This window comes from Methylobacterium sp. 10 (genome assembly GCF_000519085.1).
In the GTDB taxonomy this organism is placed as follows: domain Bacteria; phylum Pseudomonadota; class Alphaproteobacteria; order Rhizobiales; family Beijerinckiaceae; genus Methylobacterium.
Window position 1 is genome coordinate 2,438,214 of sequence record NZ_KI912577.1, and the last position, 23,832, is coordinate 2,462,045.

A 23,832-nucleotide genomic window follows, 5' to 3' on the forward strand; every position below is an offset into this window, starting at 1 on the left:
GCCAAAGCGCGAAGCCGGTCCGGAATCGGACGCTCAGTGCTGGTGTTGTCCGGCCGCCGCTTCGCTTGCTGCGGGCGCGTTCGGTGCCCTGGCGCCGATGGGCGCGACGGCGAAGGTGACCGGTACGGTGCCCGCGCGCTCGAACACCAAATTCCCCGAGATCGATTCGCCGACTTTTGGCGATACCTTCAGCCCCTCGAACATCAGATGATAGCTGCCGGGCTTTAACTCCACGGTCTCGCCGGGATTCAGCACGAGTCCGCCTTCCACCACGGCCATCTTCATCACTCCGCCATCCATCGTCATGGAATGGATCGACCCGGATGCAGCGACGGGAATGGAGGCAGAGATCAGCTTGTCCGCCTGTCTGCCGGTATTACTGATTCGGACATATCCACCAGCCACGGTGGCGCCGCCGGGCGTGGCGCGCATCCACGGCGTATCGATGGTGAGGTCGCCGGCCTTGATCTGGCCCGAAGGGGATGACGCCGCGCGCGACGGTGCCAGGGCCTGAGCTGCGACGATGGCGACGCCCGGTGCGGGGGATTTCAGCGCATGGGCGTTCTGCCCCGGAGCGGGGATGTCGCTCCAGCGATGATTGCCGCTCGTGCAATCCTGCTCGACCGGGAAGTACACGGTCGCGCCGGGCGCGAACGCATCGGAGATGCGGGCAAGGAAGGTGAACTCGTCGACCTGATCGTCCGGCAATTGGCCGCCACTCCAGGTGATGGTCCTCACGCCTTGGGAAATGTCGCTGTGATAATAGGGATAGGACTTGGCGTAGGGACCTATTTCCGTCGTCACACTCCAGCCCGGCTTCGGCATCGGCTTGGCGCCGATGACACCCTCAGGAATCGTGACGCTCACTCGATTGGTCGGTTCGCCGTTGCACCCATGTGTGACTTGGACCACGCCGCGATAGCTCGCGTTCGGGCTTGCCTCCTTGCGCTCCATCGTGGCGTGAGAGAAGGCAGCGCCGGTAGGGAGGGTGACGAGGAGCGCCGTGGCAAGCTCCGACCACAATATCCGTTTCATGATGAATGTCCGTGTCTGAAGGAATCGACGTATCGAATCGCTTCAGGCGGCGGGTGGACCTCGCGGATGGGGGATAGAACCCGGTGGCCCGCGTGCACCGAGGTAGGCTACGTCGCGCCAGATCAGATGGATGACGGACGGGGCCGCCCAGACTATCGCGCTGGACGCGAGCACCGGTTGATCAGCTGAAACGGTTGCGACTGCGGAAGTGCAGCAAAGCTTGTGGCCGACGTGGGACGAACCGTCTGGCTGCTGCGCGGCGAGTTCGCCATCCACCAGGCCAGAACAGATCGAATCGGCGTGACTAGCCGCGGGGAGCGGCATCAGAGTCGCGAGGAAGACCTGCAGCACGAACGCATAGAGCGCGATCACCGCCGTGATCACGCGCCCGCCGCCCGCCGCTGAATTTCCCGACATCATACCTCCAGCGTTTACCCCAACGGACATAATCCCGCCATACCTTCGACGAGGCGTGGCGCAGTGATGTTGCATGTGCGCTGCAGTACAGAACAAGCCGAGATTTAATCTGACGGCGCCACATTCTAGCCCGGACCGCATGACTTCTTAACCGTGCCCCGACACGTTCGCGGCACAGGACTTTCGGTGGTCGTTCTCAATCACGGCCATGCCCCGACGGCCTCGTGCCGCTTCACAGGTCAGATCAGAGTTTCCGTCCGATGCTGAAACAGGCTTACCCCATCCGCTCACTGAGCCTCGCACTTCTTGCTGGCGTCGTCGCCTTCGCCCAAACTGCCTCGGCGCGGGAGCAGGCCGGTTTCGCACAGGCGGAATGGGCGCAAGATTACGCGGCACCCTCGACCATGCAGGTGCAGCGTTCCTCGACGCCGATCCTGTCGCCGCAGACGCTCGCAGCCACCGAGCAGATGGTCGAGCGATACAAGGACATCGTGGCGCGCGGCGGTTGGAGACCGGTCTCGGGCGCCGACCGCCTGCGCATTGGGGGCAAGGGGCCGGCAGTGGCGGCTCTGCGCCAGCGCCTCGCAATGACGGGCGATCTCGACTCCGCTTCTGGCGGATCGAGCGTGTACGATTCCTACGTGGCTGCCGGTGTGAAGCGTTTCCAGGCCCGGCATGGCCTGAGTCAGACCGGCTCCATGAGCCCGGCTACCCAGCAGGCCATGAACGTGTCGGCCGACATCCGCTTGAAGCAGCTCGAGGTGAATGCCGTCCGCCTGCGCTCATATTCGGGCAATCTTGGCAACCGCTTCGTCATCACCAACATTCCTGCCGCCCTGGTCCAGACGGTGGAGAACGGGCAGGTCGTCACCCTGCACGCTGCCGGTGTCGGAAAGATCGATCGCCAATCGCCGATCATGAACACCAAGGCGACGCAGATCAATTTCAACCCCTTCTGGACGGTCCCGGCTTCCATCGTGAAGAAGGACCTCATTCCCAAGATGCAGAAGGACCCGAACTACCTCACCGAGAACAAGATCCGAATCTTCACTGGCGAGACCGAGATCCCGCCGGCCTCGGTGAATTGGAATTCGGACGAGGGCACGCGCTACCGCTACCGTCAGGATTCGGGCGCCGACTTCAACTCGATGGGCATCGTGCGCATCAACATCCCGAACCCGCACGGCGTGTTTATGCACGACACGAACTCCAAGGGCGTTTACGGTGACGATTTCCGCTTCATCTCCTCGGGCTGCGTCCGCGTGCAGAACGTGCGGGAGTACATTACTTGGCTGCTTAAGGACACGCCCGGCTGGGGCCGCGACCAAGTCGAACAGGCCATCGAGAGCGGCAAGCGTGTCGACGCGACCCTGAGCACTCCCGTACCGGTCTACTGGACTTACATAACCGCATGGGCGACCCCGGACGGCTCGGTGCAGTTCCGCGACGACATCTACAAGCGCGACGGCGTGAACGTTCCTTCTACCCTCTCGGCCCCGACCCCCGTGGCCAGCGCCGAGCAAGTGCCAAGCTTCGAGCCAGGAGACGAGGAAAACTGAGTTCTCGACGCCACGTTGCGATAGGAAAATGGGCGGGATCCGGCACCGGATCTCGCCCAAGTCGTTTCGGATGGAACGGACGATCTCCCGAACATAGCAATGCGTTCGAACCATTCGACTGCATACGCGGTCGACAGTGTGGATCGAGCGGCCAAAAGGACGGCGCGGATACAGTCCAAACAGGGTCGCTTCAGCTACAGAGAGGCCCCCACCGTCTCATCATTCGCGGACAACCGGCCAAACATCGTCGATATCATCGCCAAAGGCGGCTTCGCACTATTCTGGCAGTATGTCGCCTACAATAGGCCCGCCCCGCCGACGCGGATCGCTTTCTAGACTGAATGCCAGGTGCAGGTTGGGTGGCCGTAAGGGACGCCCCTGCGACTCTTCTGTGCTCTAGCTTAGGCTCTGGATCGCATGATCCGCGACGCAAAGCTGCAGCCCGAATGCGCACGGGGATCTTTTCGAAAGGTCTCTCCCATCGTAACAACTCCAACTCTACGCGGATACCGACGAGTGCGAAGCGCGGTGGAATCTGTCCTACGACCTGACGATCGCTCATCCTTATGCCGCATGGCACATGTCATTCAGAGCAAATGGCTCGAAGGGAGCAGGACCGCCATGCTGGCGAGTGAGCTGAGATCGTGACATCACGGCCCTCGCAATGCCTTCAGCGCCCTGGCATTCGTCATGAGAAGTGTGGAATGCACCGAAATTTTTTTGGCCGAGGCTGCAAATTAGCTGTGCTTGGCCTCTCTCGCCGGCCCGTGTAGTAAATTGCATATCGAGTGTCCGTCTGCTTACGCCAGCAGATAACGGACGCTTTCGCCCGTTCAACAATTGAGGCCATCCATGAGCGCCGGTACCGCTGCCGACAAGCACTTCTCGAATTCCTTCTTCAATGCCTCCCTGGCCGACGCCGATCCGGAAGTGGCCAAGGCCGTCAGCCAAGAGCTTGGCCGGCAGCAGCACGAGATCGAGCTGATCGCCTCCGAGAACATCGTCTCCAGGGCGGTGCTGGAAGCGCAAGGGTCGGTCCTCACCAACAAGTATGCCGAAGGCTATCCTGGACGTCGCTATTACGGTGGTTGTCAGTTCGTTGATATCGCCGAAAACCTCGCCATTGAGCGCGCCAAGCGCCTGTTTGATTGCGGCTTCGCCAACGTGCAGCCGAACTCGGGCAGCCAGGCGAACCAGGGCGTGTTCATGGCCCTGATGCAGCCGGGCGACACCTTCCTCGGCCTCGATCTCGCCGCTGGCGGCCATCTCACGCACGGCGCCCCCCCGAACGTCTCGGGCAAGTGGTTCAAGCCTGTTTCTTACACCGTGCGCCGCGATGACCAGCGCATCGACATGGAGCAGGTCGAGGCTTTGGCCCAAGAACACAAGCCCAAAGTCATCATCGCTGGCGGCTCGGGTTATCCCCGTCACTGGGACTTCGCGAAGTTCCGCGAGATCGCCGACGCGGTCGGCGCCTACTTCTTCGTCGACATGGCTCATTTCGCTGGCCTCGTCGCGGCTGGCGTCCACCCGTCGCCGTTCCCGCACGCGCACGTCGCGACCACCACGACCCACAAGACCCTGCGCGGTCCGCGCGGCGGCATGATCCTGACGAACGACGAGGCCCTGGCCAAGAAGTTCAACTCGGCGATCTTCCCCGGCCTCCAAGGTGGCCCGCTCATGCACGTCATTGCCGGTAAAGCCGTGGCCTTTGGCGAGGCTCTGAAGCCAGAGTTCAAGATCTACGCCAAGCAGGTCATCGAGAACGCGAAGGCACTGGCCGACACCCTGATAACAGGCGGCTACGACATCACCTCGGGCGGGACCGACAACCACTTGATGCTCGTCGACCTGCAGAAGAAGAGCCTCACCGGCAAGGCGGCGGAAGCGGCACTGAGCCGTGCCGACATCACCTGCAACAAGAACGGCGTTCCGTTCGACCCGCAGAAGCCCACCATCACCTCGGGCATCCGCCTCGGCACACCGGCTGGCACCTCTCGCGGCTTCGGTGTCGCCGAGTTTAAGCAGATCGGCGGCTTCATCGTCGAAGTGCTCGATGGTCTGGTGGCTAAGGGTGATGCCGGCGATCCGGCGATTGAGGCAGCGGTCAAGGACAAGGTCCACGCCTTGACTCACCGTTTCCCGATCTACGGCTGAGACATTCGACGGCGGGTGCACCCGCCGTCACCGACATGATAGAGACGGCCGCGGATCCCCATATCCGCGGCCGTTCTCGTTTTTCATCAATCAAGCAGGTATCCGCCCGATGCGGTGTCCCTATTGCGGCGGTCCCGACACCCAGGTGAAGGATTCGCGCCCCAGCGACGATTCTGCCGCGATCCGGCGCCGTCGAGTCTGCCCGGATTGCGGTGGCCGTTTCACAACGTTCGAGCGGGTTCAGTTGCGGGAGCTCACGGTGCTCAAACGCTCGGGAAAGCGCGTGCCGTTCGATCGCGACAAGCTCCAGCGTTCCATCGGCGTCGCCCTGCGCAAACGGCCGGTCGACCCCGAGAGGATCGAGCGTCTAGTCAGCGGCATCACCCGGCAGCTGGAAAGCGGCGGCGAGGCCGAGATCGCCAGCGAGGCGATCGGCGAACTGGTTATGGAGGGTCTCAAGGGCCTCGACGACGTGGCCTATGTCCGCTTCGCATCGGTCTACAAAAATTTTCGCGAAGCCAGCGATTTCAAAGCGCTGCTCGGCACCCTTGGCGAGTCCACCGGCATCGCACCTCGGCAGGACGATGAGGTAGGCGATGGAGCCTCCCTCGGTGACGTTTTGCCTAGCGCTGGGCCACCGGCCAAACCTCCGTTGAAGCGTGCAACGCGGGTCCGGTCATGAATGTAACTGAGACGAACACCACCCAAGACCGTCGCTTCATGCGCCTCGCCCTGGCGATCGGCAGACGCAATCTCGGGCGGACCTGGCCCAATCCGTCGGTTGGCGCGGTGGTGGTCACGGGAGAGAGGGGCAGGGAGCGCATCATCGGGCAGGGCGTGACGGCTCCAGGGGGTCGCCCGCATGCCGAGCCTCTCGCTCTCGCCATGGCCGGCGAGGGCGCACGTGGAGCAACACTCTACGTCACGCTTGAGCCCTGCTCGCATCATGGAGCCACCCCTCCTTGCGTGGACGCCATCATCGCGTCGGGGATCACCCGCGTCGTCACGGCGATGGAGGATCCGGATTCCCGAGTGGCGGGCAGGGGCCATGCGCGCCTCGCTGAAACCGGCATCGCCGTGACACAGGATGTGATCCGCGACGAGGCCGCTAGGGATCATCGCGGCCACGTCACCCGCGTTACGAAGGGGCGCCCTAGCCTGCACCTCAAGCTCGCCCGCACTCTCGACGGTTTCGCGGCCGGCGCGCCGGATGAGCGCCTGCGCATCACCGGCCCTATTGCCGATGGCGCGGTTCATCTCTGGCGCGCCCATGCCGATGCGATTCTCGTGGGGATTGGAACCGCACGAGCGGACGACCCGTCGCTGACGGTGCGACTGCCCGGCCTGTCGCAACGCTCGCCGCTGCGCATCGTCCTAGATTCGACCCTGCGGCTGTCGCCCGCCTCACACCTCGTTCGCAGCGCCCGCGACATCCCGACTCTGGTGGTGACGACACGGTCGGCCCCGATCCATACCAAGCGGATGCTGGCATCTTTCGGCGTCGAGACGGTTCAGGTCTCGGCCAGCTCACATGGCCGGATCGACCTGTCCGCCGCGCTGGCGCGTCTGGCCGAGCACGGACTGACACGGATCTGCTGCGAAGGTGGTCCCCAACTGGCCGATTCCCTGGCGGCTGCCGATCTCGTGGACGTCTGCACCCTCGTCACCGCTCCTCGTGCCATTGGCGGAAAAGGCCTCCCGGCCGTCGGCGAGGCGTTGAGGACCCGCCTGCATGGGCCTGGTTTCGGTATCATCGAAAGCCGCGCTTTCGGACCGGACCAGTCTGTCACCTACGAACGGAGTGTCTAGATGTTCACCGGCTTGGTCAGCGATGTGGGATCGGTCCTCAGTGTCGACGGGGATGAGCGTCTGCACCGCATTCGCATCCGGTGTTCCTACGACCCCGCGACCATCGCACTCGGTGCATCCATCGCTTGTTCCGGACCCTGCCTGACGGCCGTAGCAATAGAGCCTGAGACCGAGGGCTGCATCTTCTCCGTCGACGCCGCGGCTGAGACCCTTGCGCGGACCACCGTGGGCTCCTGGGCCATCGGCACGCGGCTCAATCTGGAACGCTCGCTGAAGATCGGCGATGAACTCGGCGGCCATCTCGTCACCGGGCATGTGGACGGCGTTGCCGAGATCGTCGTGCGCGAGAGCGTGACGGGTGGGACCGGCGATCCGCAATGGGCGCCGAGCGACCGTTTCCTCCTACGTGCGCCGTCATCCGTGTCGCGTTTCATCGCCGAGAAGGGGTCGGTTTGCCTCGACGGCACATCGCTCACGGTCAATTCCGTCGATGGCGACCTCTTCTCGGTCCTGCTCATCCCCCACACTCTGGCAGTGACCACCTGGGGCGAGCGCCGAAGCGGTGACCGGCTCAATATTGAGGTCGACCTGATCGCCCGTTACGCGGCCCGCCTGTTCGAGAGCCGCGCCTCCTGACGCGCTGTCTTGTGATACGGCACCCTTCGGTCTATCGCTCGCCCACCGAACGATAGGTCGCCGACCCGCCTATCTGAAGCGACCGGTCAAAAGATTTCGAACCGGGCCAATCCGGTCATACTGGGTGGCGACGCCGACGATCCGCGCTCAAGGCTCACTCGTCACATCCGTGCCGATGTCGCCCTCCGCTACTACAGACAAGGCCCACGATGGTTTCGCCCTCACCCGCCGCCCGCCCGGCACCGCCTACGAACGTGAAGGGCGCGCGCGTCCTCGTGGTGGAAGCGCGTTATTACGACGATATCTCAGATGAACTCCTCGCCGGCGCTCAGGGTGCGCTCGACGAGGCGGAAGCCGAGCGCGTCGTCGTGACGGTACCGGGTGCTCTCGAGATCCCCGCCGCCATTGCCATTCTGGTGGAAGAGGCAGCGCGCGCGGGTCAGCCCTACGACGCCGCCGTTGCGCTGGGCTGCGTCATTCGTGGCGAGACCGGCCATTACGACATCGTGGCAACCGAGAGCGCGCGGGCCCTGATGGACCTGTCCGTGACCGGGCGTCTGCCCCTCGGCAACGGCATCTTGACGGTGGAGACCATGGAGCAGGCGCTCGCTCGCGCCCGCGTCTCCGACCTGAACAAGGGAGCAGGCGCCGCAGAGGCTGCCCTAGCCGTCCTGTCGCTCAAACGCGCCGCGGCCGCCGCTCCAGTGGGAGAGGATTGAGAATCTCATGGCCAAGACGATCGAGCGCAGTGGCGCACGCCTCACCGTGGTGCAGGCGCTCTACGAGATGGAAATTTCCGACAAGGGCGTCATTGAAGCGCTCGCCGAGTTCGAGGCCTATTGGATCGGCCGTGACATCGACGGCGTCGAACAGCCGCCCGCTGAGATCGCTTTCTTCCGCGATCTTCTGCGCGGCGTGGTCGAGGAACAGCGCGCCATCGATCCGCAGCTGGACAAGGCCCTGTCCAGCGGCTGGCCGCTGAAGCGCATCGAGGCGGTCTTGCGCGCCATCCTGCGTGCCGGGGCCTATGAGCTCATGTTCCGCAAGGACGTGCCGGCGCGTGCCGCGATCTCTGAGTATGTGGACGTCGCCCACAGCTTCTATGCTGGCGATGAACCGGGCATGGTCAACGCTGTCCTCGACAAGGTCGCCCGCGAGGTTCGCGGGTCGGAGTTCGCCGGACTCCCCGGCTCCGGGCGCGCTTGAAGACCAATCCCCCCTCCGCCCGACCTTCGGAGGACGGGCTGATCGCGCGCTACTTCGCGCCGCTGGCGGGGCATGGCGCCGATGGGTTGCGGGACGACGCTGCCACCCTGACGCCGAGCCCCGGCTGCGATCTCGTCCTAACCGCCGACGCGATCGTTGAGGGAGTCCACTATCTGCCCGATGATCCCCCTGACTCCATTGCCCGCAAGGCGCTTGGGGTGAACCTGTCTGACATCGCGGCGAAGGGGGCGACGCCCCGTGGGTTCCTCCTGACCCTCGCCTTGCCCGACGATTGGACGGAGGCTTGGCTCGCCGGATTCACCACGGGCCTCAGTAAGGCGGCGACGGCGTTCGGCTGTCCCCTCCTCGGAGGCGATACCGTCCGTTCGGCCGGTCCCGCCCTCATCGGCGTGACGGCCTTCGGCGAAGTGCCGCACGGCGGTATGGTCCGGCGGATGACGGCCGAGATCGGCGATATCCTCTGCGTCAGTGGTACGATCGGCGACGCGGCCCTCGGCTTGCCGCTCCTCAACAGCCCCATGCTGGGATGGGGCAAACACCTCGGATCGGCGTCGCGCGGCTTTCTCATCGACCGCTACCGCCATCCAAAGCCGCGCGTTTCCCTCGCGCCAATCCTACGCCGCCATGCACGGGCTGCGATGGATGTTTCAGATGGACTGGTCGGCGATCTGACTAAGATGCTTGCCGGCGGTGGCCGCAGCGCCGAGATCATCCTCTCCGACGTGCCGCTCTCCGATGCCGCACGGTCCGCGCTCGCTCTCGAACGGGTTCTGATCCGCACCATCGTCACCGGCGGCGATGATTATGAGATCCTCTGCGCCGTGGCGCCGAGCCATGTCGATGCCTTCACCGCCGAGAGCCTCGCCGTCGGCATCCCGGTCGCACGGATAGGAACGGTCGTGGCCGGCGATCGAGCGCCCATCTTCCGTCGGCCGGACGGCAGCGAACATGCCTTTACGGCCCGGTCGTTCAGCCATTTCTAACCGCTCGGACGCTGGTGACGAGAGCGATCACAAACCAGCAAAACACCTGCGTCGTCGCGTCGACCTTGCCAGCGTCTGGAAAAGAACGCCACACTCTGTCTCAAAGTGGCCGTCAGGCTACGGGCACGTGCTGTTTCGATCCGATCTACCGGGCGAGGCGGCGAACCGGGATCGAACGCATGACTTCAGGCTCCACTCCGGCCCCGGCCACGTCCCTCGACGACGGCATCGTTGCCACCGCGGAGGCGTGTCTCGGTCAGGTGGGACAGGCGAGAGATGCGATCCACAAGGTCATCTTCGGCCAGGAGAAGGTGGTCGATCTCGCCCTCATCACCATCCTGGCCGGTGGCCACGGCCTCCTCGTCGGCCTGCCGGGCCTCGCCAAGACCAAGCTGGTCGAGACGCTCGGGACCGTGCTCGGGCTCGACGCCCGCCGCGTACAGTTTACTCCCGACCTGATGCCCTCCGACATCCTCGGCACCGAGATTCTCGACGAGGATCAGGATCGCCGCCGCTCGTTCCGTTTCGTACGCGGCCCGGTCTTTACGCAATTGCTGATGGCCGACGAGATCAACCGGGCCAGCCCGCGCACCCAATCCGCTTTGCTGCAGGCGATGCAGGAAAATTTCGTCTCGGTGGCGGGCGAGCGCCACGACCTGCCGCGCCCGTTCCACGTTCTGGCGACGCAGAACCCCATCGAGCAGGAGGGCACCTATCCGCTCCCGGAGGCGCAGCTCGACCGTTTCCTGCTCGAGATCGACGTTGGCTATCCCGACCGCGCCGCCGAACGCCGGATCCTCATTGAGACCACGGGCGTCGGCGACCATAGCCCGCAGGCGGTGATGTCCACGGACGCGCTTCTCACGGCGCAGCGCCTCGTGCGGCGACTGCCTGTGGGCGATGCGGTGGTGGATGCGATACTCGACCTCGTCCGTTCCGCCCGTCCGGACGGGGGCGATCCCTCCCTGAAGGGCAAGCTGCTGTGGGGGCCTGGCCCCCGCGCCAGTCAGGCGCTGACCCTGGCCGTGCGCGCCCGCGCGTTGATCGAAGGCCGTGTCGCGCCCTCGGTGGCCGACGTGAAGGCGCTGGCCGAGCCCGTGCTCAAGCACCGGATGGCCCTGAGCTTTGCGGCGCGCGCAGATGGCGAGACCGTACCGGGTCTCATCGCCCAGCTGGCCGCGAAGCTTTAGCCGAATGATCGCGACCCGGGTTCTCGACGCGGCCCAGCGCGCTCCTGGGCGACACGAGACCGAAGGCGCGCTCTCCCTTGCCGAGCGGATGCCGCGTCTGATCCTGGAATCGCGTCGCGTATCCTCGACGCTCGCCCACGGCCTGCACGGTCGACGCCGGGCGGGGCAGGGGGAGAGCTTCTGGCAGTTCCGGCCCTTCGTGGCGGGTGAAGCGGCGGCGCGGGTGGATTGGCGCCGTTCCGCCCGCGACGACCGGCTCTACGTGCGCGAGCGCGAATGGGAGGCGACCCACAACATCTGGTTCTGGATCGACCGTTCCGCCTCCATGGGGTTTTCGTCCAGCCTCGGGCAGGGTCCGAAGGTAGAACGCGCCCTGGTGCTCGGCCTCGCCGTGGCCGATGCCCTGGTCGAGGGGGGCGAGCGGGCGGGGCTCCTCGGTCTCACCCGCGCTACCGCCTCCCGCCGGATCGTCGAGACCATGGCGAACGCCCTGGTGGCCGACAAGGCCGGCCTCGTGCAGGACATGCCACCGCGCGCCACGCCGGGCCGCTTCGACGAGACGATCCTCGTCAGCGATTTTCTCTCGCCGCTGGAACAGGTTAGGGAGGCGGTGGGCTCGCTTGCGGGCTCCGGTACCCGAGGTCATCTCGTGATGGTGGTCGATCCCGTGGAGGAGAGCTTTCCCTTCGCCGGTCAGGCCGTTCTGCACGACCCGGAGACCAAGGTGAGCCTCGATATCGGCGACGCGGCTGCGTGGGGGGCGGCCTATCGCACGCGCATCGCCGCGCATCGAGATGGTCTTGCCGAAACCGCCCGCGCCCAGGGCTGGACCATGACGATCCACCGCACCGACCGGCCGGCGAGCGAGGCGGCCCTGCGGCTTCTCACGCTGGTCGCCGCTGCGCGCGGGACGGGGTGAGGAGCAGCGCATGTTTGGATTGCCCCTGACCTTCGCCGCGCCGCTGGCGCTCGCCGCGCTTATCGCATTGCCGGCATTGTGGTATTTGCTGCGGGTGACGCCGCCGCGGCCGCAGCGGATCGAGTTTCCGCCCCTGCGGATCATGGCCGACCTCGTGGCCAAGCGTGAGACGCCGGCGCGGACCCCGCCCTGGCTGCTGATCCTCCGGATGATCGCGGCGGCCTGCCTGATCCTCGCGGTGTCTGGGCCGGTCTGGAATCCGTCGGGAACCGGCGCGACCTCGGGACGGACGCCGCTCATCGTCCTGATCGACAACGGCTTTTCCGCCGCGCATGACTGGCGCGAGCGGATGCGGGCCGCCACCGACGAGGTCGAAGCCGCCTCCCGGGACGGTCGCCCGGTGGCGGTGATCGCGCTCGCCGACGCCCCCGCCGCCGTGGAGGCGAAGACGCCCGCCGCCGCCTTGGACCGTCTCCGGGCCGTCACGCCACGGTCCCATCTACCGCAACGCGACGTCCATTTGACCGCCATCGGAGCCTTCTTCGAGCGCCATCCGGCGGCCGCTCTGGTCTGGATCACCGATGGCGTGGCGGGAGCCGATGCGGATGCGTTCGGCAAGGGCCTGTCCGACGCGTTGAACAAGACCGGAGCGCGCCTGACCATCCTGCGCGCCGAACGGCCCCCGGCTCTGGCGCTCGCCGCGGCCGAGAGCGGCGGCAAGCTCACCGCCCATGTCCTGCGCGCTTCGGCCAACGGCCGCGATACCGGCCTCGTCCGTGCCCTCGACCAGAAGGGTCTGCCCCTGGCCGAACACGATTTCCGCTTCCCCGACGGGGCCACCGAAACCGAGGTCACGTTCGAGCTTCCGGTGGAGCTCCGGAACGGGATCAGCCGCCTGGAAATCGCCGCCGAGCGCTCGGCCGGCGCGGTGACGCTGATGGATGAGCGCGGCAAGCGCCGCCGTGTCGGCCTCGTCTTCGGCGGCACCAACGATCAGGCTCAGCCGCTCCTGGCTCCGACCTACTATCTGTCCCGCGCGCTGACCCCCTTCGCCGACGTCCAGGAGGCACGCGGGGCCAAGGGGGTGGCCGAATCCGTCGGGCAGCTCCTCGACAATCAGGTTTCGGTGCTGGTGCTCGCCGATGTGGGCGCCCTCGACGAGCCGACCATGCGCCGGGTGGCGAGTTTCGTGGACGAGGGCGGCCTGCTGCTGCGCTTCGCCGGGCCGCGCTTGGCTGCCGGCAACGACACCCTGGTCCCCGTGCGCCTGCGCCGGGGAGGCAGGACCCTCGGCGGCACCCTGTCCTGGGACAGCCCCAAGACCCTGGCCACATTTGCGCCGGAGAGCCCGTTTGCGGGACTGGTCCCGCCGGCGGATATCGGCGTGCGACGCCAGATCCTCGCGGAGCCGGACGGTGACCTGCCGGGCCGGACCTGGGCCTCGCTGCAGGACGGGACGCCCATCGTCACCGCCGAGAAGCGCGGCAAGGGACAGGTGGTCCTGTTCCACGTCACCGCCGACACGACCTGGTCGAACCTGCCGCTATCCGGCCTCTTCATCGACATGCTGCGCCGGGTCGTCGCCCTCTCGGGCAGTGCTTCGCCGAATGGAGGGGAGGGGTCGACCCGGCCTGTCGCGGCCGTCCTCGCGCCGCGCCTCACCCTCGACGGTTTCGGGGCCCTCGGCAGCCCGCCCGCCGGTGCCACGGCGGTGCCCGACGATTACGGCGAGCGCGCCAGCCTCGAACACCCGGCCGGGTTCTACGGCCCCGCCGATGGTGGCGTCGCCGTGAACGCGCTCAGGCCCGACGACCGCCTGAAACCCCTCGACCTGTCGGCCTTCACCGACGCCCGCACCGGTTCGCTCACCGGAGGAGACACCCTCGACTTGCGCGCTACGCTGTTTACCGTGGCGCTGATGCTCCTGATCCTCGACACCCTCGCCGGCCTCTGGCTCGGCGGCCTCTTCAACCGGTCACGCGGGGGGCTGTTCGGACGCTTCGCCGGACGGGCGGCGGCAGTGCTTCTGGTCGCCGGAATCGGCGTCGCCGGCCTGTCGGGCGGTGTCCGCGCGCAGGAGACCGCGCGGCCGAATGCGTTCGAATCGGCCCTTGCCACACGCCTCGCTTATGTCGTCACCGGCGACGAGGCGACGGATACGGCCAGCCGCGCCGGGCTCAACGGCCTGACCCAGATGCTCGCCAGCCGGACGGCCCTGGAGCCGGGCGACCCCATTGGCATCGATCCGGGCAAGGACGAGCTCGCCTTCTACCCGATCATCTACTGGCCCATCGTCGCCAGCCGCCCGCAGCCGAGCGAGGCCGCCATCCGCCGGATCGACGCGTTCATGCGCAACGGCGGGACGGTGCTGTTCGATACCCGCGACGCGCTCACCGCGCGACCGGGCGGCCCACCCACCCCGGAGGGAGCTTATCTGCGCAAGATGCTCTCCACCCTGGAAGTGCCGGAACTGGAACCCGTCCCGGCCGATCACGTCCTCACCAAGGCCTTCTACCTCGTAGACAATTTCCCCGGCCGCTACGCCACCGGCCAGACCTGGGTCGAGACCCTGCCGCCGGCCGGCGACGGGGCCGAACGCCGCCCCGCCCGGGCCGGCGACGGCGTCTCCCCCATCGTCATCACCGGCAACGACCTCGCCGCCGCCTGGGCGGTGGGTAAGCGCGGCGAGGCGCTCTACCCGATCGTCGGCGGCGACCAGCGCCAGCGCGAGATGTCGTTTCGCGGCGGCATCAACCTCGTGATCTATACGCTCACGGGCAACTACAAGGCGGATCAGGTCCACGTCCCGGCCCTGCTGGAGCGGTTGGGGCAGTGATGGTCTTTGAGACTGGCTGTTGGCTCAACGGGTTCGTCCCTTCCCCCTCTGCGGGGGAGGGTGGTCGCGGAGCGACCGGGAGAGGGGGCGACCTCTCCGGACAGCGCGCTCCCCTCTCCCGACCCGCTCCCACAGAGCTATGGCATTCACGCATTTCTCGGGATGCGCGGCTCTCCTCCCCCTTGTGGGGAGGAGTTGGAGGTGGGGGTGATCGGGTGACCCTCAGAGTTCAGAGGCAAGCGGCGCCACCCCCACTCCTAACCTCTCCCCACATGCGGGAGAGGGACGCGTTCTGCCTGCAAAGGCAGATGCGTGGATCCGGTCTCCCGCAGAGGACTCAGAAGGCACCAGTGGCGACGCCGCGCCAGTCCATCATAACTTTTGAGGCCACTAGCCCATGCTGAGCCTCAGCTTCACACCGCTCATCCCGTGGCCTGTCATCGCGGGCTTGGGCGTTCTGGTGGCGGTCTTCGTCGTTCTCGCCTTCGTGGCGCGGGGGCGCACGGCGATCCTGCGGGCGCTGGCCCTCGGGCTCGTGCTGCTGGCCATCGCCAACCCGTCCCTGGTGCGCGAGGACCGCGAGCCGGTGAAGGACATCGCGGCCATCGTCGTCGACCGGTCGGGGTCGCAAAGCCTCGGGGACCGCCCGGCCATGACCGACACGGTGCGGGCCGAGTTGCAGCGGCGCTTCGGGGCGCTCACCAACATCGAGCCGCGCTTCATCGACGTGCCCGACGCCAAGGACGGCGATGACGGCACCAAGCTGTTCACCGCCCTGTCCCAGGGCCTCGCCGACGTTCCGCCGGATCGGCTGGCCGGCGTGGTGATGCTCACGGACGGCGTCGTCCACGACATTCCGGCCACCGTCGCGGCGCTGGGCATCAAGGCGCCGCTCCACGTCCTCGTCACCGGACATCCCGACGAGCGCGACCGCCAGATCAAGCTGATCGAAGCCCCGCGCTTCGGCATCGTCGGGCGCGATCTCACCATCCGCGCCGAGGTGATGGAGCGGGGTGGCACCGGCAACGCCACCGTCACCGTGCGCCGGGACGGCGAGGAGATCGGACGCCGCACCTTCCCCACCGGCCAGCCGTTCTCGCTCACCACCAAGATCGAGCATGGCGGCCCCAACGTCGTGGAGATCGAGGTCGAGCCGTTGCCCGGCGAGTTGACCACGATCAACAACCGCGCCGTGCTGCCCATCGAGGGTATCCGCGAGAAGCTGCGCGTGCTCCTCGTCTCCGGCGAGCCGCACCAGGGCGAGCGCACCTGGCGCAACCTGCTGAAATCCGACGCCAACGTCGATCTCGTCCATTTCACCATCCTGCGGCCTCCGGAGAAGCAGGACGGCACGCCGATCTCCGAACTCTCGCTCATCGCCTTCCCGACGCGCGAGCTGTTCGTCCAGAAGATCAAGGATTTCGACCTCATCATCTTCGACCGCTACGCCAACCAGAGCGTGCTGCCCTCGGCCTATTTCGACAACATCGTCCGCTACGTCCGCGACGGCGGCGCGCTCCTCATCGCGGCGGGGCCGGAATTCGCCTCCTCGGCGAGCCTCGCCCGCACGCGGCTCTCCCAGATCCTGCCGGGAGAACCCAACGGGCGCGTGGTCGAACAGCCCTACAAGGCGACGCTGACGGGCACCGGCACCCGCCACCCCGTCACCCGTGCCCTGCCGGGGTCGGAGGCATCGCCCCCCGCCTGGGGCGATTGGCTGCGCATCGTATCGGCTCAGACCAAGCCGGGCATTCAGCCGATCCTCCAGGGGCCGAACGCCCTGCCGCTCCTCGCTCTCTCGCGGGAGGACAAGGGCCGGGTCGCCCTGCTGCTGTCCGACCATGCCTGGCTCTGGGCGCGCGGCTATCAGGAGGGCGGCCCCTATCTCGATCTCCTGCGCCGCCTCGGCCATTGGCTGATGAAGGAGCCGGCCCTCGAAGAGGAGGCCCTGCGGGCGCAGACCACGGGGCACGGACGCGAGGTCCGCGTCGAGCGCCAGACCATGGCCGAGACCACCGACCCCGTCACCGTGAAGGGGCCGACCGGACCGGAGCGGACCCTCACCCTCACGGCCGGCGAGCCCGGCCTGTTCAGCACGACGTTCGAGGCCACGGAACTTGGGCTCCACACCCTGCGCTCCGGCTCGCTCATCGCCTTCGTCAGCGTCGGGCCGCCCAACCCGCGCGAACTCACCGACGTGTTCAGCGATACCGAGCGTCTGAAGGCGTTGGCCGAGGGGACGGGCGGCTCGATCCGTCGCATTGCCGATGCGGGCGGGACCACCGTGGTGCCGCGTCTCCAGGCCGTGCGCAGCGGGCGGCTCGCAGGCGCCGACTGGATCGGCTTCCGCCCAAGCGACAGCGCCGTCATCCGCGGCGTCGAGGTCTATCCCCTGGCGCTGGGCCTATGGGCGCTGGTGGCGCTCGCCGGAGCGGTGCTGGCGATGTGGCTGGTGGAGGGGCGGCGCGGACGGGCGGCGTAGATCTCCGACCCTCCCCCCTCTGCGGGGGAGGGTGGTCGCGGAGCGACCGGGAGAGGGGTCGACCTCTCCGATGATGGCGCGCCCCTGATCCGACCCGCTTGGCGGGCCACCTTCTCCCGCCAAGGGGGGAGGGCAGGGCGCCTCGACGGAGAATGTCGATCCTTAAGGTCACCCCACCAAACGTCCAAAAAACCGCGCGATCTCCGCCGCCGCCGCATCCGGCGCTTCGCGGTGCGGGAAATGGCCGACTCCCTCGAACGGGGCGAGGTCGAGATCGGAGAAGGTTTCGCCGAGGCGGTCGGTCCAGGCATAGGGGAAGAGCGGGTCGCGTGTGCCCCAGCGGATGCAAGTCGGCACGGTGATCGCAGCCAGCGTGGGCGCTTCGCCCCGGATCATGGCGAGTCGCCCCTCATGCGCGCTGACGTACCAGTTGAAGCCGCCCTGCAGGTTGCCGGGGGCCATGAAATTATCGACGAACGATTCCAACACGTCATCGAAGGCAGCCGGATTCCCGCCGGCCCAGTGGCGCAGAAAATGGCCGATATACAATCGGCAGGACTCGGACGACGCGCCGACCGTGGCGGCGGCGAACGGCTTGACGTGGAAGGACTGGTACCAGATCTCGCTCAGCATCTCAGGAGCCGCGAGGCGCGGCCCGATGCCGGGATAGGGGCAATCGAAGAAGAACAGGCCGGTCAGCCGCTCCGGGATGCGACGCCCGAGCGCCTGCCCGACATAGGCGCCCACATCGTGGCCGACGAACCCGGCGCGCGCGATTCCCAGGGCATCGAGCAACCCGACGACATCCGCGGCGTGGACCTCCGCCCCGGCCCGGTCCGACGGTCCGGCATCCGGTTTCTCGCTCTCGCCGAAGCCTCTCAGATCGGGAACGATCAGCTCGAACCGGTCGGCGAGGCGCCGCATCACCGGCTCCCAGGTGAGCCAGAATTCCGGCCAGCCATGGAGCAGGACCAGGGGGGGGCCATGGCCGGCGGACGCCACATGCAGGGTGACGCCGTTCACCGCGATGGTCCGGTGTCTGATGGAATGGTTCGCTTCCGTCATTTGTCGCTCCCGCGCCGCCGCTCGGCACCTGTCGGGTCAACGCGGACGAACGGCTTTCACGTTCCCCGATACGGTGTCGAGGGCGCCGGGGCGGAGTTCGAGCCAGAGGAAGCGCGCGGGATCGACCGGTCCCGGCGGCAGGAGGCGGCCGGGCGGCACGGGCGCGAAGCCGAAGCGGTGGTAATAGGGCGCGTCGCCCACCAGAACCACGACCCCGTGGCCGCCGGCGCGCGCGGCGTCGAGGCTCGCCTGCATCAGCGATCCGCCGATGCCGCGCTTCTCGAAGCTCGGATCGACCGTGAGCGGCCCAAGCACGAGGAGAGACCCGCCCGCCTGCGCCGGTCCAATTCGGACCGAGCCGACGAGGTAGGTACCCACGAGCGCGGTGAAGCAGAGATCGGCCAGGGGCACGGTGCCCTCGCGCAGGCGATAGGCGGTGCGGGCGAAGCGCCCCGGCCCGAAGGCGCGGGCATGGAGGCGCTCGATGGCGTCGGCGTCGCCCGGCAGCTCGGGCCGGATGACGAGGGGCAGGCTGGTCATGTGGCCCGGGCGGAGAAATCGATGCGCGGGTCGATCCAGGTGTAGATCAGGTCCGAGAGCAGGTTCACCGCCAGCCCCATCAGCGAGAAGATGTAGAGCGTGGCGAAGACGATCGGGTAGTCGCGCCCGACGATGGAGGTGAAGGACAGGAGCCCGAGCCCGTCGAGGGAGAAGATCGTCTCGATGAGCAGGGAGCCCGCGAAGAAGGCCGAGATGAAGGCGCCCGGAAAGCCCGCCACCACGATCAGCATGGCGTTGCGGAACACGTGCCCGTAGAGCACGCGCCGCTCGGTGAGGCCCTTCATCCGCGCCGTCATCACGTATTGCTTGCGGATCTCGTCGAGGAACGAGTTCTTCGTCAGCAGCGTCGAGGTGGCGAAGGCGCCGAGCACCAGGGCGGTGAGGGGCAGCGTCATGTGCCAGGCGTAATCGACGATCTTGCCCCAGAGGGTGAAGCTCTCCCAGCCCTCGCTGGTGAGGCCGCGAATCGGGAAGACCTGCAGGAACGAGCCGCCGGCGAACAGGATGATGAGGGCGATGCCGAACAGGAAGCTCGGGATGGCGTAGCCGACGATGACGATGCTGGAGGTCCACAGGTCGAAGCGCGAGCCGTCCTTCACCGCCTTGCGGATGCCGAGCGGGATCGAGATCGCGTAGGACAGGAGCGTCATCCACAAGCCCAGGGAAATCGAGACCGGCAGCCGCTCGCGGATCAGCTGCAGCACCGAGACATCGCGAAAATAGCTCTTGCCGAAATCGAAGGTGGCGTAGTCCCACAGCATCTTGGCGAAGCGTTCGGGAGCCGGCTTGTCGAAGCCGAATTGCTGTTCGAGCTTCTTGATGAAGGCCGGGTCGAGCCCCTGCGCGCCGCGATAGCGCGAACTCGCCTCCGAGCCGCCGCCGGCCGAGCGCCCGCCGCCGCCGAGATCGCCGGCCCCGCCGGTGACGCGGGACAGGCTGCCCTCGTTCTGTCCCTGCAGCTGCGCCAGCACGCGCTCCACCGGCCCGCCGGGGGCGAACTGGACGATCACGAAGGTGATGAGCATGATCCCGAAGATCGTCGGGACCATGAGGGCGATGCGGCGCAGGATGTAGGCGAGCACGTGTGGTCCTCAATTCCTGCCGATGCGCCGGGCCTTGTCGGCGTCGTGCCACCAGATCGCCGGCGCACCGAGATCGTAGGCCGGGCCGGGCGATGGGTGGTCGTAGACGTCCCACAGGGCGAGGCGGTGATCCGCCTTGTACCACATCGGGATCCAGTAGCGGCCGGAGCGCAGCACCCGGTCGAGGGCGCGAGCGGCGACCGTGAGATCGGCCCGCGACGCGGCATCGAGCACCCGGCCGATCAGGATGTCCACGGACGGGCTCGACACGCCGGCTAGGTTGTCCGACCCCGGCGTCGCGGCACTGGCCGAGCCGTAGACCTGCCGCAGTTCGGGGCCGGGGGTCGGCCCGCTACCGTAGCGGCGCGAGGTGATGTCGAAGTCGAAATCCTTGAGCCGAGCCTGGTACTGCGACGTGTCCACCCGCCGGATGCCCGCCTTGATCCCGATCAGGCCGAGGTTGCGGATGAACGACTGGGTATGCGGCTCGAGGGCCGGGTCGGCATCGAGGAACTCGATCTCCAGGGGTTTGCCGTTCGGCAGCGTGATGGTGCCGCCGTCGCGGGTGCAGCCCGCCTCGCGCAGGAGCGCCACGGCCCGGCTGAGCAAGGCCCGGTCCTGGCCCGACCCGTCCGATCGATCCGGCTGCCAGGCCTCGCCGAAGACCTCGTCGGGCAGGTCGGCGCGCATTGGGTCGAGGAGGGCAAGTTCCTCGGGCGAGGGCTTGCCGGTGGCCTTGAGATCGGAATTCTCGAAGAACGAGGCTGTGCGGATATAGGCGCCGAACATCAGGTTCTTGTTGGCCCAGGGAAAGTCGAAGCACAGGCCGATCGCCTCGCGGACCCGGCGGTCGCGGAAGGCTTCGCGGCGGGTGTTGATCCACCAGCCCTGCGTGCCGGAGGGGCGGGCATCCGGCACCACCTCCTTGCGTACCCGTCCCTCTCGGAAGGCGGGGAAGTCGTAGCCGGTGGCCCAGACGCGAGCGGTGAACTCCTCGCGGAAGGTGAAGATTCCGCTCTTGAACGCCTCGAACGCCACCTGGCGATCGCGAAAATACTCGTAGCGGATCTGGTCGAAATTGTTGTGGCCGACCATTACCGGCAGGTCGGCGGCCCAGTAATCGGCCACCCGCTCCAGTTCGATGAAGCGGCCGGCCTCCAGGCGCCCGACCTTGTAGGGGCCGGACCCCCTCGGCGGCTCCAGGGTGGAGGCCTCGAAGTCCCGGCCGGCATGATAGGCCTTCGAAAAGATCGGGAGGGTGGCGACGAAGAGCGGCAGGTCGCGGCTGCGACCCTTCTCGAAGCGCACCACCACGGTCTCGTCGCCCTCGGCCACGGCGTCCGCCATGTCCCGGATCACCTGGGAAATCTCGGGGTGGCCCTTCTCCTTCAGCAGGGTCAGCGAGAAGGCGACATCGGCGGCGGTGAGACGCGAGCCGTCGTGGAACCGCGCCTGCGGGCGCAGGGCGAAACGGTAGGTCAGGCCGTCCTCGCTCGCCTCGACGCTGCGGGCGACGAGGCCGTAGAGCGCGTCCGGCTCGTCCAGCGCCCGCACCATCAGCGAATCGAAGGTGAAATTCATGCCGGCCGCGCCGTCGCCGCGCAGGACATAGACGTTGAGGGTGTTGAACGTGTCGTTGGCCTGGTTGCCCAGGGTCGAGGACAGCTGCCCGGAGAAGCGCCCGCCACGCGGGGCGGCCGGGTCGACATAGGCGAAGTGCGGGAAGTCCGCCGGGTATTTCAGCTCGCCGAAACTCGACATGCCGTGGCTCGGGCCGGCGAGGGCGGCGCGAGCCGGCTTCGACAGGGTTGTGGCGATGCCGAGGGCGCCGGCCCCGACGACGAAGTCCCGGCGGGTCGGCGCGACCCTCACCGGGGCGCCCCGGTCTTGGCGGCCAGCGCCTCGTCGTACCACCACGTGGTCGGGAAGCCGGACGAGCCGTAGAGCGGGAGGGTGGCCGGATGGCCGAACCGGTTCCAGCGCAGGGTCCGCGACACGTTCGAGGCCCATTGAGGTACGACGTAATTGTGCGACAGCAGCACCCGGTCGAGGGCGTGGGTGGCGGCGAGCACGCCCGGCCGGTCCTTGGCGAAGATCACCGCCTCGATCAGCGTGTCGATCGCCGGGTCCTTGATCCCGATCAGGTTGCGCGAGCCCTGCTTGTCGGCGGCCGCCGAGCCCCAATATTCGCGCTGCTCATTGCCGGGGGAGAGCGACTGGCCCCAGGAACTCGTGGTCACGTCGAAATCGAAGGCGCGCAGCCGGTTCTGGTACTGAGCCTGATCGATGACGCGGAGTGAGGTCTGAATGCCGATGAGCTTCAGCTGCGCCGAGAACGGCAGGACCACCCGCTCGAACACGCTCTGGAACTCCAGGAACTCGACCGTGAGGGGCTCGCCGGTCTTCACGTTCGTCATGCGCCCATCGCGCAGCTCGTAGCCGGCCTCCTTCAGGAGGCGCACCGCCTCGCGCAGGTTGGCGCGCACGGCATCGGGCGTACCGTTCACCGGGTTGGTGTAGGGCGTCGTGAAGACGGAGGGCGGGACCTTGTCCTTCACACCGTCGAGGATCGCCAGTTCCGCGCCCTGCGGCAGGCCGGAGGAGGCGAGTTCCGAGCCGAAATAATAGGAATCGATCCGCTTGTAGAGACCGAAGAACAGCGCCCGGTTCATCTCCTCGAAGTTCATGGCGAGGTTGAAGGCGCGGCGCACCCGCTCGTCGGCGAACTTGGCCTTGCGGGTGTTGAAGACGAAGGCCTGCATGGTGCCGTTGCCGCGGTCGGGGAATTCCTCCTTGATCAGGCGGCCCTCCTTCACGGCGGGGAAGTCGTCGTAAGCCGTGGCCCAGTTGCGGGCGACGTTCTCGGCACGAAAGTCGAACAGGTCGCCCTTCAGCGCCTCGATCAGCACGGTGGCGTCACGAAAATACTCGTTGCGCATCGTGCCGAAATTGTTGCGGCCGACATTCACCGGCAGGTCGGCGCCCCAGTAATCGGGCACACGCTCGTAGGTGACGCTGCGGCCGGCCTCGAACTTGGCGAGGCGATAGGGGCCGGAGCCGAGGGGGATCTCGAGAGTGGTCTGGGTGACGTCGCGCTGGCGCCCTTCCGCATCCTTGGCCGTCCACCAATGCTTGGGCAGCACGCGGAGCTGACCGAGCACCTGCGGCAGTTCGCGGTTGCCCTTCTCGGTGAACGTGAAGGTGACCTCGCGCGGGCCGGTGACTTCGCCCTTCGCCACCGTCTGGTAATAGGCCGCGTAGAACGGGCTGTTGGCCTTCAACGTCTCGTAGGACCAGACCACGTCCTCGGGGGTGATCGGCTTCCCGTCGTGCCAGCGGGCATTCTCGCGCAGGCGGTAGCTGACGGAAGAGAGGTCGTCGGCGATGCGGACTCCCTCGGCGAGGAGCCCGTAGGAGGTGAACGGCTCGTCCAGCGACTCCGTCATCAGCGTATCGTAGATTTGCGCGACCCCGCCTTCGAGATCGCCCTTCAGGCCGGCTACGACGAGGTTGAAATTGTCGAAGCCGCCCTGGGCGCCGAGGCGCACGAGCCCGCCCTTGGGAGCCTTCGGGTCGGCATAGTCGAACTGCTTGAACCCGGCCGGGTATTTCGGCTCGCCCATCAGCGTGAGGGCGTGGGCCCATTGTGCGCCGTCGGGGGCTGCCCCGGCACCGCCGACGAAGGCGACGACTGCGAGGGAGGCGGCGAGGAGGCGTCCGATCAGGGCTGTTCGCATCACGAGGCGGCTGTCTCCCGAATTCCGGAGCCCGTGCCGTCGAGGGCGCGGGCGGGATGTCCTTCTAGGACGTCGGGGCAGGCCACGCCAAGCGGGCACGTCTCCGGCGCGTCGGTCCAACGCGCCGGAGGAACGGT

Annotated in this window: 19 protein-coding genes; 12 read left to right on the forward strand and 7 right to left on the reverse strand. The window is 67.2% G+C overall.

Annotated features, from left to right (window positions below; genetic code table 11):
* Positions 1–33 precede the first annotated feature (33 nt).
* Positions 34–1,035 carry a DUF1775 domain-containing protein gene (locus K368_RS0111245; protein WP_027172494.1) on the reverse strand — a complete coding sequence of 334 codons (1,002 nt, stop codon included), beginning with the start codon at positions 1,033–1,035 and terminating at the stop codon, positions 34–36.
* Between the two features lie 42 nt (positions 1,036–1,077).
* Positions 1,078–1,419, reverse strand: a complete 342-nt coding sequence (locus K368_RS27180) for a hypothetical protein (protein WP_245259565.1) — start codon at positions 1,417–1,419, stop codon at positions 1,078–1,080.
* Between the two features lie 293 nt (positions 1,420–1,712).
* Here K368_RS27180 and K368_RS0111255 point away from each other — a divergent pair, with 293 nt between their 5' ends.
* The 12 genes from K368_RS0111255 to K368_RS0111315 all read left to right on the forward strand — a co-directional run bounded on the left by K368_RS0111255 (position 1,713) and on the right by K368_RS0111315 (position 17,250).
* Positions 1,713–3,011 carry a L,D-transpeptidase family protein gene (locus K368_RS0111255; protein WP_027172496.1) on the forward strand — a complete coding sequence of 433 codons (1,299 nt, stop codon included), beginning with the start codon at positions 1,713–1,715 and terminating at the stop codon, positions 3,009–3,011.
* 852 nt (positions 3,012–3,863) lie between these two features.
* Positions 3,864–5,168: a serine hydroxymethyltransferase gene (gene glyA / locus K368_RS0111265; protein WP_027172498.1), complete on the forward strand. Its 1,305-nt coding sequence runs from the start codon at positions 3,864–3,866 to the stop codon at positions 5,166–5,168.
* Positions 5,169–5,277: 109 nt separating this feature from the next.
* Entirely contained in the window at positions 5,278–5,850 is a 573-nt protein-coding gene (gene nrdR / locus K368_RS0111270; protein WP_027172499.1) for a transcriptional regulator NrdR, read from the forward strand.
* The gene (gene ribD / locus K368_RS0111275; RefSeq protein WP_036266217.1) at positions 5,847–6,977 is read left to right on the forward strand and encodes a bifunctional diaminohydroxyphosphoribosylaminopyrimidine deaminase/5-amino-6-(5-phosphoribosylamino)uracil reductase RibD; all 1,131 of its coding nucleotides are present in this window, start codon (positions 5,847–5,849) and stop codon (positions 6,975–6,977) included. Before nrdR ends, ribD begins: the two co-directional genes overlap by 4 nt.
* Positions 6,978–7,613 carry a riboflavin synthase gene (locus tag K368_RS0111280; RefSeq protein WP_027172501.1) on the forward strand — a complete coding sequence of 212 codons (636 nt, stop codon included), beginning with the start codon at positions 6,978–6,980 and terminating at the stop codon, positions 7,611–7,613.
* Positions 7,614–7,822: 209 nt separating this feature from the next.
* Positions 7,823–8,332, forward strand: coding sequence for a 6,7-dimethyl-8-ribityllumazine synthase (ribH, locus tag K368_RS0111285; protein ID WP_027172502.1), 510 nt, complete (start codon positions 7,823–7,825; stop codon positions 8,330–8,332).
* A gap of 7 nt (positions 8,333–8,339) precedes the next feature.
* On the forward strand, positions 8,340–8,819 hold the full coding sequence (gene nusB / locus K368_RS0111290) for a transcription antitermination factor NusB (protein ID WP_027172503.1): 480 nt from the start codon (positions 8,340–8,342) through the stop codon (positions 8,817–8,819).
* Positions 8,816–9,823 (forward strand): thiamine-phosphate kinase, encoded by a 1,008-nt coding sequence (thiL, locus tag K368_RS0111295; RefSeq protein ID WP_027172504.1) that lies wholly within the window; start codon positions 8,816–8,818, stop codon positions 9,821–9,823. The genes nusB and thiL overlap by 4 nt, the downstream gene beginning before the upstream one ends.
* A 179-nt stretch (positions 9,824–10,002) precedes the next feature.
* On the forward strand, positions 10,003–11,013 hold the full coding sequence (locus K368_RS0111300) for a MoxR family ATPase (protein ID WP_027172505.1): 1,011 nt from the start codon (positions 10,003–10,005) through the stop codon (positions 11,011–11,013).
* 4 nt (positions 11,014–11,017) lie between these two features.
* Positions 11,018–11,932 (forward strand): DUF58 domain-containing protein, encoded by a 915-nt coding sequence (locus tag K368_RS0111305; protein WP_027172506.1) that lies wholly within the window; start codon positions 11,018–11,020, stop codon positions 11,930–11,932.
* A 10-nt stretch (positions 11,933–11,942) separates the two neighbouring features.
* The gene (locus K368_RS0111310) at positions 11,943–14,768 is read left to right on the forward strand and encodes a DUF4159 domain-containing protein (RefSeq protein WP_027172507.1); all 2,826 of its coding nucleotides are present in this window, start codon (positions 11,943–11,945) and stop codon (positions 14,766–14,768) included.
* A gap of 397 nt (positions 14,769–15,165) precedes the next feature.
* Complete coding sequence (locus K368_RS0111315; protein WP_027172508.1) at positions 15,166–17,250, forward strand: membrane protein; 2,085 nt, start codon at positions 15,166–15,168, stop codon at positions 17,248–17,250.
* Positions 17,251–17,418: 168 nt separating this feature from the next.
* On the opposite strand, the gene K368_RS0111320 is transcribed toward K368_RS0111315, so the two are convergent.
* The 5 genes from K368_RS0111320 to K368_RS0111340 are packed head-to-tail and all read right to left on the reverse strand — an operon-like array spanning position 17,419 to position 23,695.
* Positions 17,419–18,315 (reverse strand): alpha/beta hydrolase, encoded by an 897-nt coding sequence (locus tag K368_RS0111320; protein ID WP_027172509.1) that lies wholly within the window; start codon positions 18,313–18,315, stop codon positions 17,419–17,421.
* 36 nt (positions 18,316–18,351) lie between these two features.
* Positions 18,352–18,855 carry an N-acetyltransferase gene (locus K368_RS0111325; protein ID WP_027172510.1) on the reverse strand — a complete coding sequence of 168 codons (504 nt, stop codon included), beginning with the start codon at positions 18,853–18,855 and terminating at the stop codon, positions 18,352–18,354.
* Positions 18,852–19,958 (reverse strand): microcin C ABC transporter permease YejB, encoded by a 1,107-nt coding sequence (locus K368_RS0111330; RefSeq protein WP_027172511.1) that lies wholly within the window; start codon positions 19,956–19,958, stop codon positions 18,852–18,854. Before K368_RS0111330 ends, K368_RS0111325 begins: the two co-directional genes overlap by 4 nt.
* A gap of 9 nt (positions 19,959–19,967) precedes the next feature.
* Positions 19,968–21,830, reverse strand: a complete 1,863-nt coding sequence (locus K368_RS0111335) for an extracellular solute-binding protein (protein WP_027172512.1) — start codon at positions 21,828–21,830, stop codon at positions 19,968–19,970.
* Entirely contained in the window at positions 21,827–23,695 is a 1,869-nt protein-coding gene (locus tag K368_RS0111340; RefSeq protein ID WP_027172513.1) for an extracellular solute-binding protein, read from the reverse strand. The genes K368_RS0111335 and K368_RS0111340 overlap by 4 nt, the downstream gene beginning before the upstream one ends.
* Positions 23,696–23,832: the final 137 nt, after the last annotated feature.

Bases quoted from the DNA above. Each gene is read 5' to 3' on its own strand.
- K368_RS0111245 (WP_027172494.1), bottom strand. From the start codon at position 1,035: ATGAAACGGATATTGTGGTCGGAGCTTGCCACGGCGCTCCTCGTCACC.
- K368_RS0111255 (WP_027172496.1), top strand. From the start codon at position 1,713: ATGCTGAAACAGGCTTACCCCATCCGCTCACTGAGCCTCGCACTTCTT.
- glyA (WP_027172498.1), top strand. From the start codon at position 3,864: ATGAGCGCCGGTACCGCTGCCGACAAGCACTTCTCGAATTCCTTCTTC.
- nrdR (WP_027172499.1), top strand. From the start codon at position 5,278: ATGCGGTGTCCCTATTGCGGCGGTCCCGACACCCAGGTGAAGGATTCG.
- ribD (WP_036266217.1), top strand. From the start codon at position 5,847: ATGAATGTAACTGAGACGAACACCACCCAAGACCGTCGCTTCATGCGC.
- K368_RS0111280 (WP_027172501.1), top strand. From the start codon at position 6,978: ATGTTCACCGGCTTGGTCAGCGATGTGGGATCGGTCCTCAGTGTCGAC.
- ribH (WP_027172502.1), top strand. From the start codon at position 7,823: ATGGTTTCGCCCTCACCCGCCGCCCGCCCGGCACCGCCTACGAACGTG.
- nusB (WP_027172503.1), top strand. From the start codon at position 8,340: ATGGCCAAGACGATCGAGCGCAGTGGCGCACGCCTCACCGTGGTGCAG.
- K368_RS0111300 (WP_027172505.1), top strand. From the start codon at position 10,003: ATGACTTCAGGCTCCACTCCGGCCCCGGCCACGTCCCTCGACGACGGC.
- K368_RS0111305 (WP_027172506.1), top strand. From the start codon at position 11,018: ATGATCGCGACCCGGGTTCTCGACGCGGCCCAGCGCGCTCCTGGGCGA.
- K368_RS0111310 (WP_027172507.1), top strand. From the start codon at position 11,943: ATGTTTGGATTGCCCCTGACCTTCGCCGCGCCGCTGGCGCTCGCCGCG.
- K368_RS0111315 (WP_027172508.1), top strand. From the start codon at position 15,166: ATGCTGAGCCTCAGCTTCACACCGCTCATCCCGTGGCCTGTCATCGCG.
- K368_RS0111320 (WP_027172509.1), bottom strand. From the start codon at position 18,315: ATGACGGAAGCGAACCATTCCATCAGACACCGGACCATCGCGGTGAAC.
- K368_RS0111325 (WP_027172510.1), bottom strand. From the start codon at position 18,855: ATGACCAGCCTGCCCCTCGTCATCCGGCCCGAGCTGCCGGGCGACGCC.
- K368_RS0111340 (WP_027172513.1), bottom strand. From the start codon at position 23,695: ATGCGAACAGCCCTGATCGGACGCCTCCTCGCCGCCTCCCTCGCAGTC.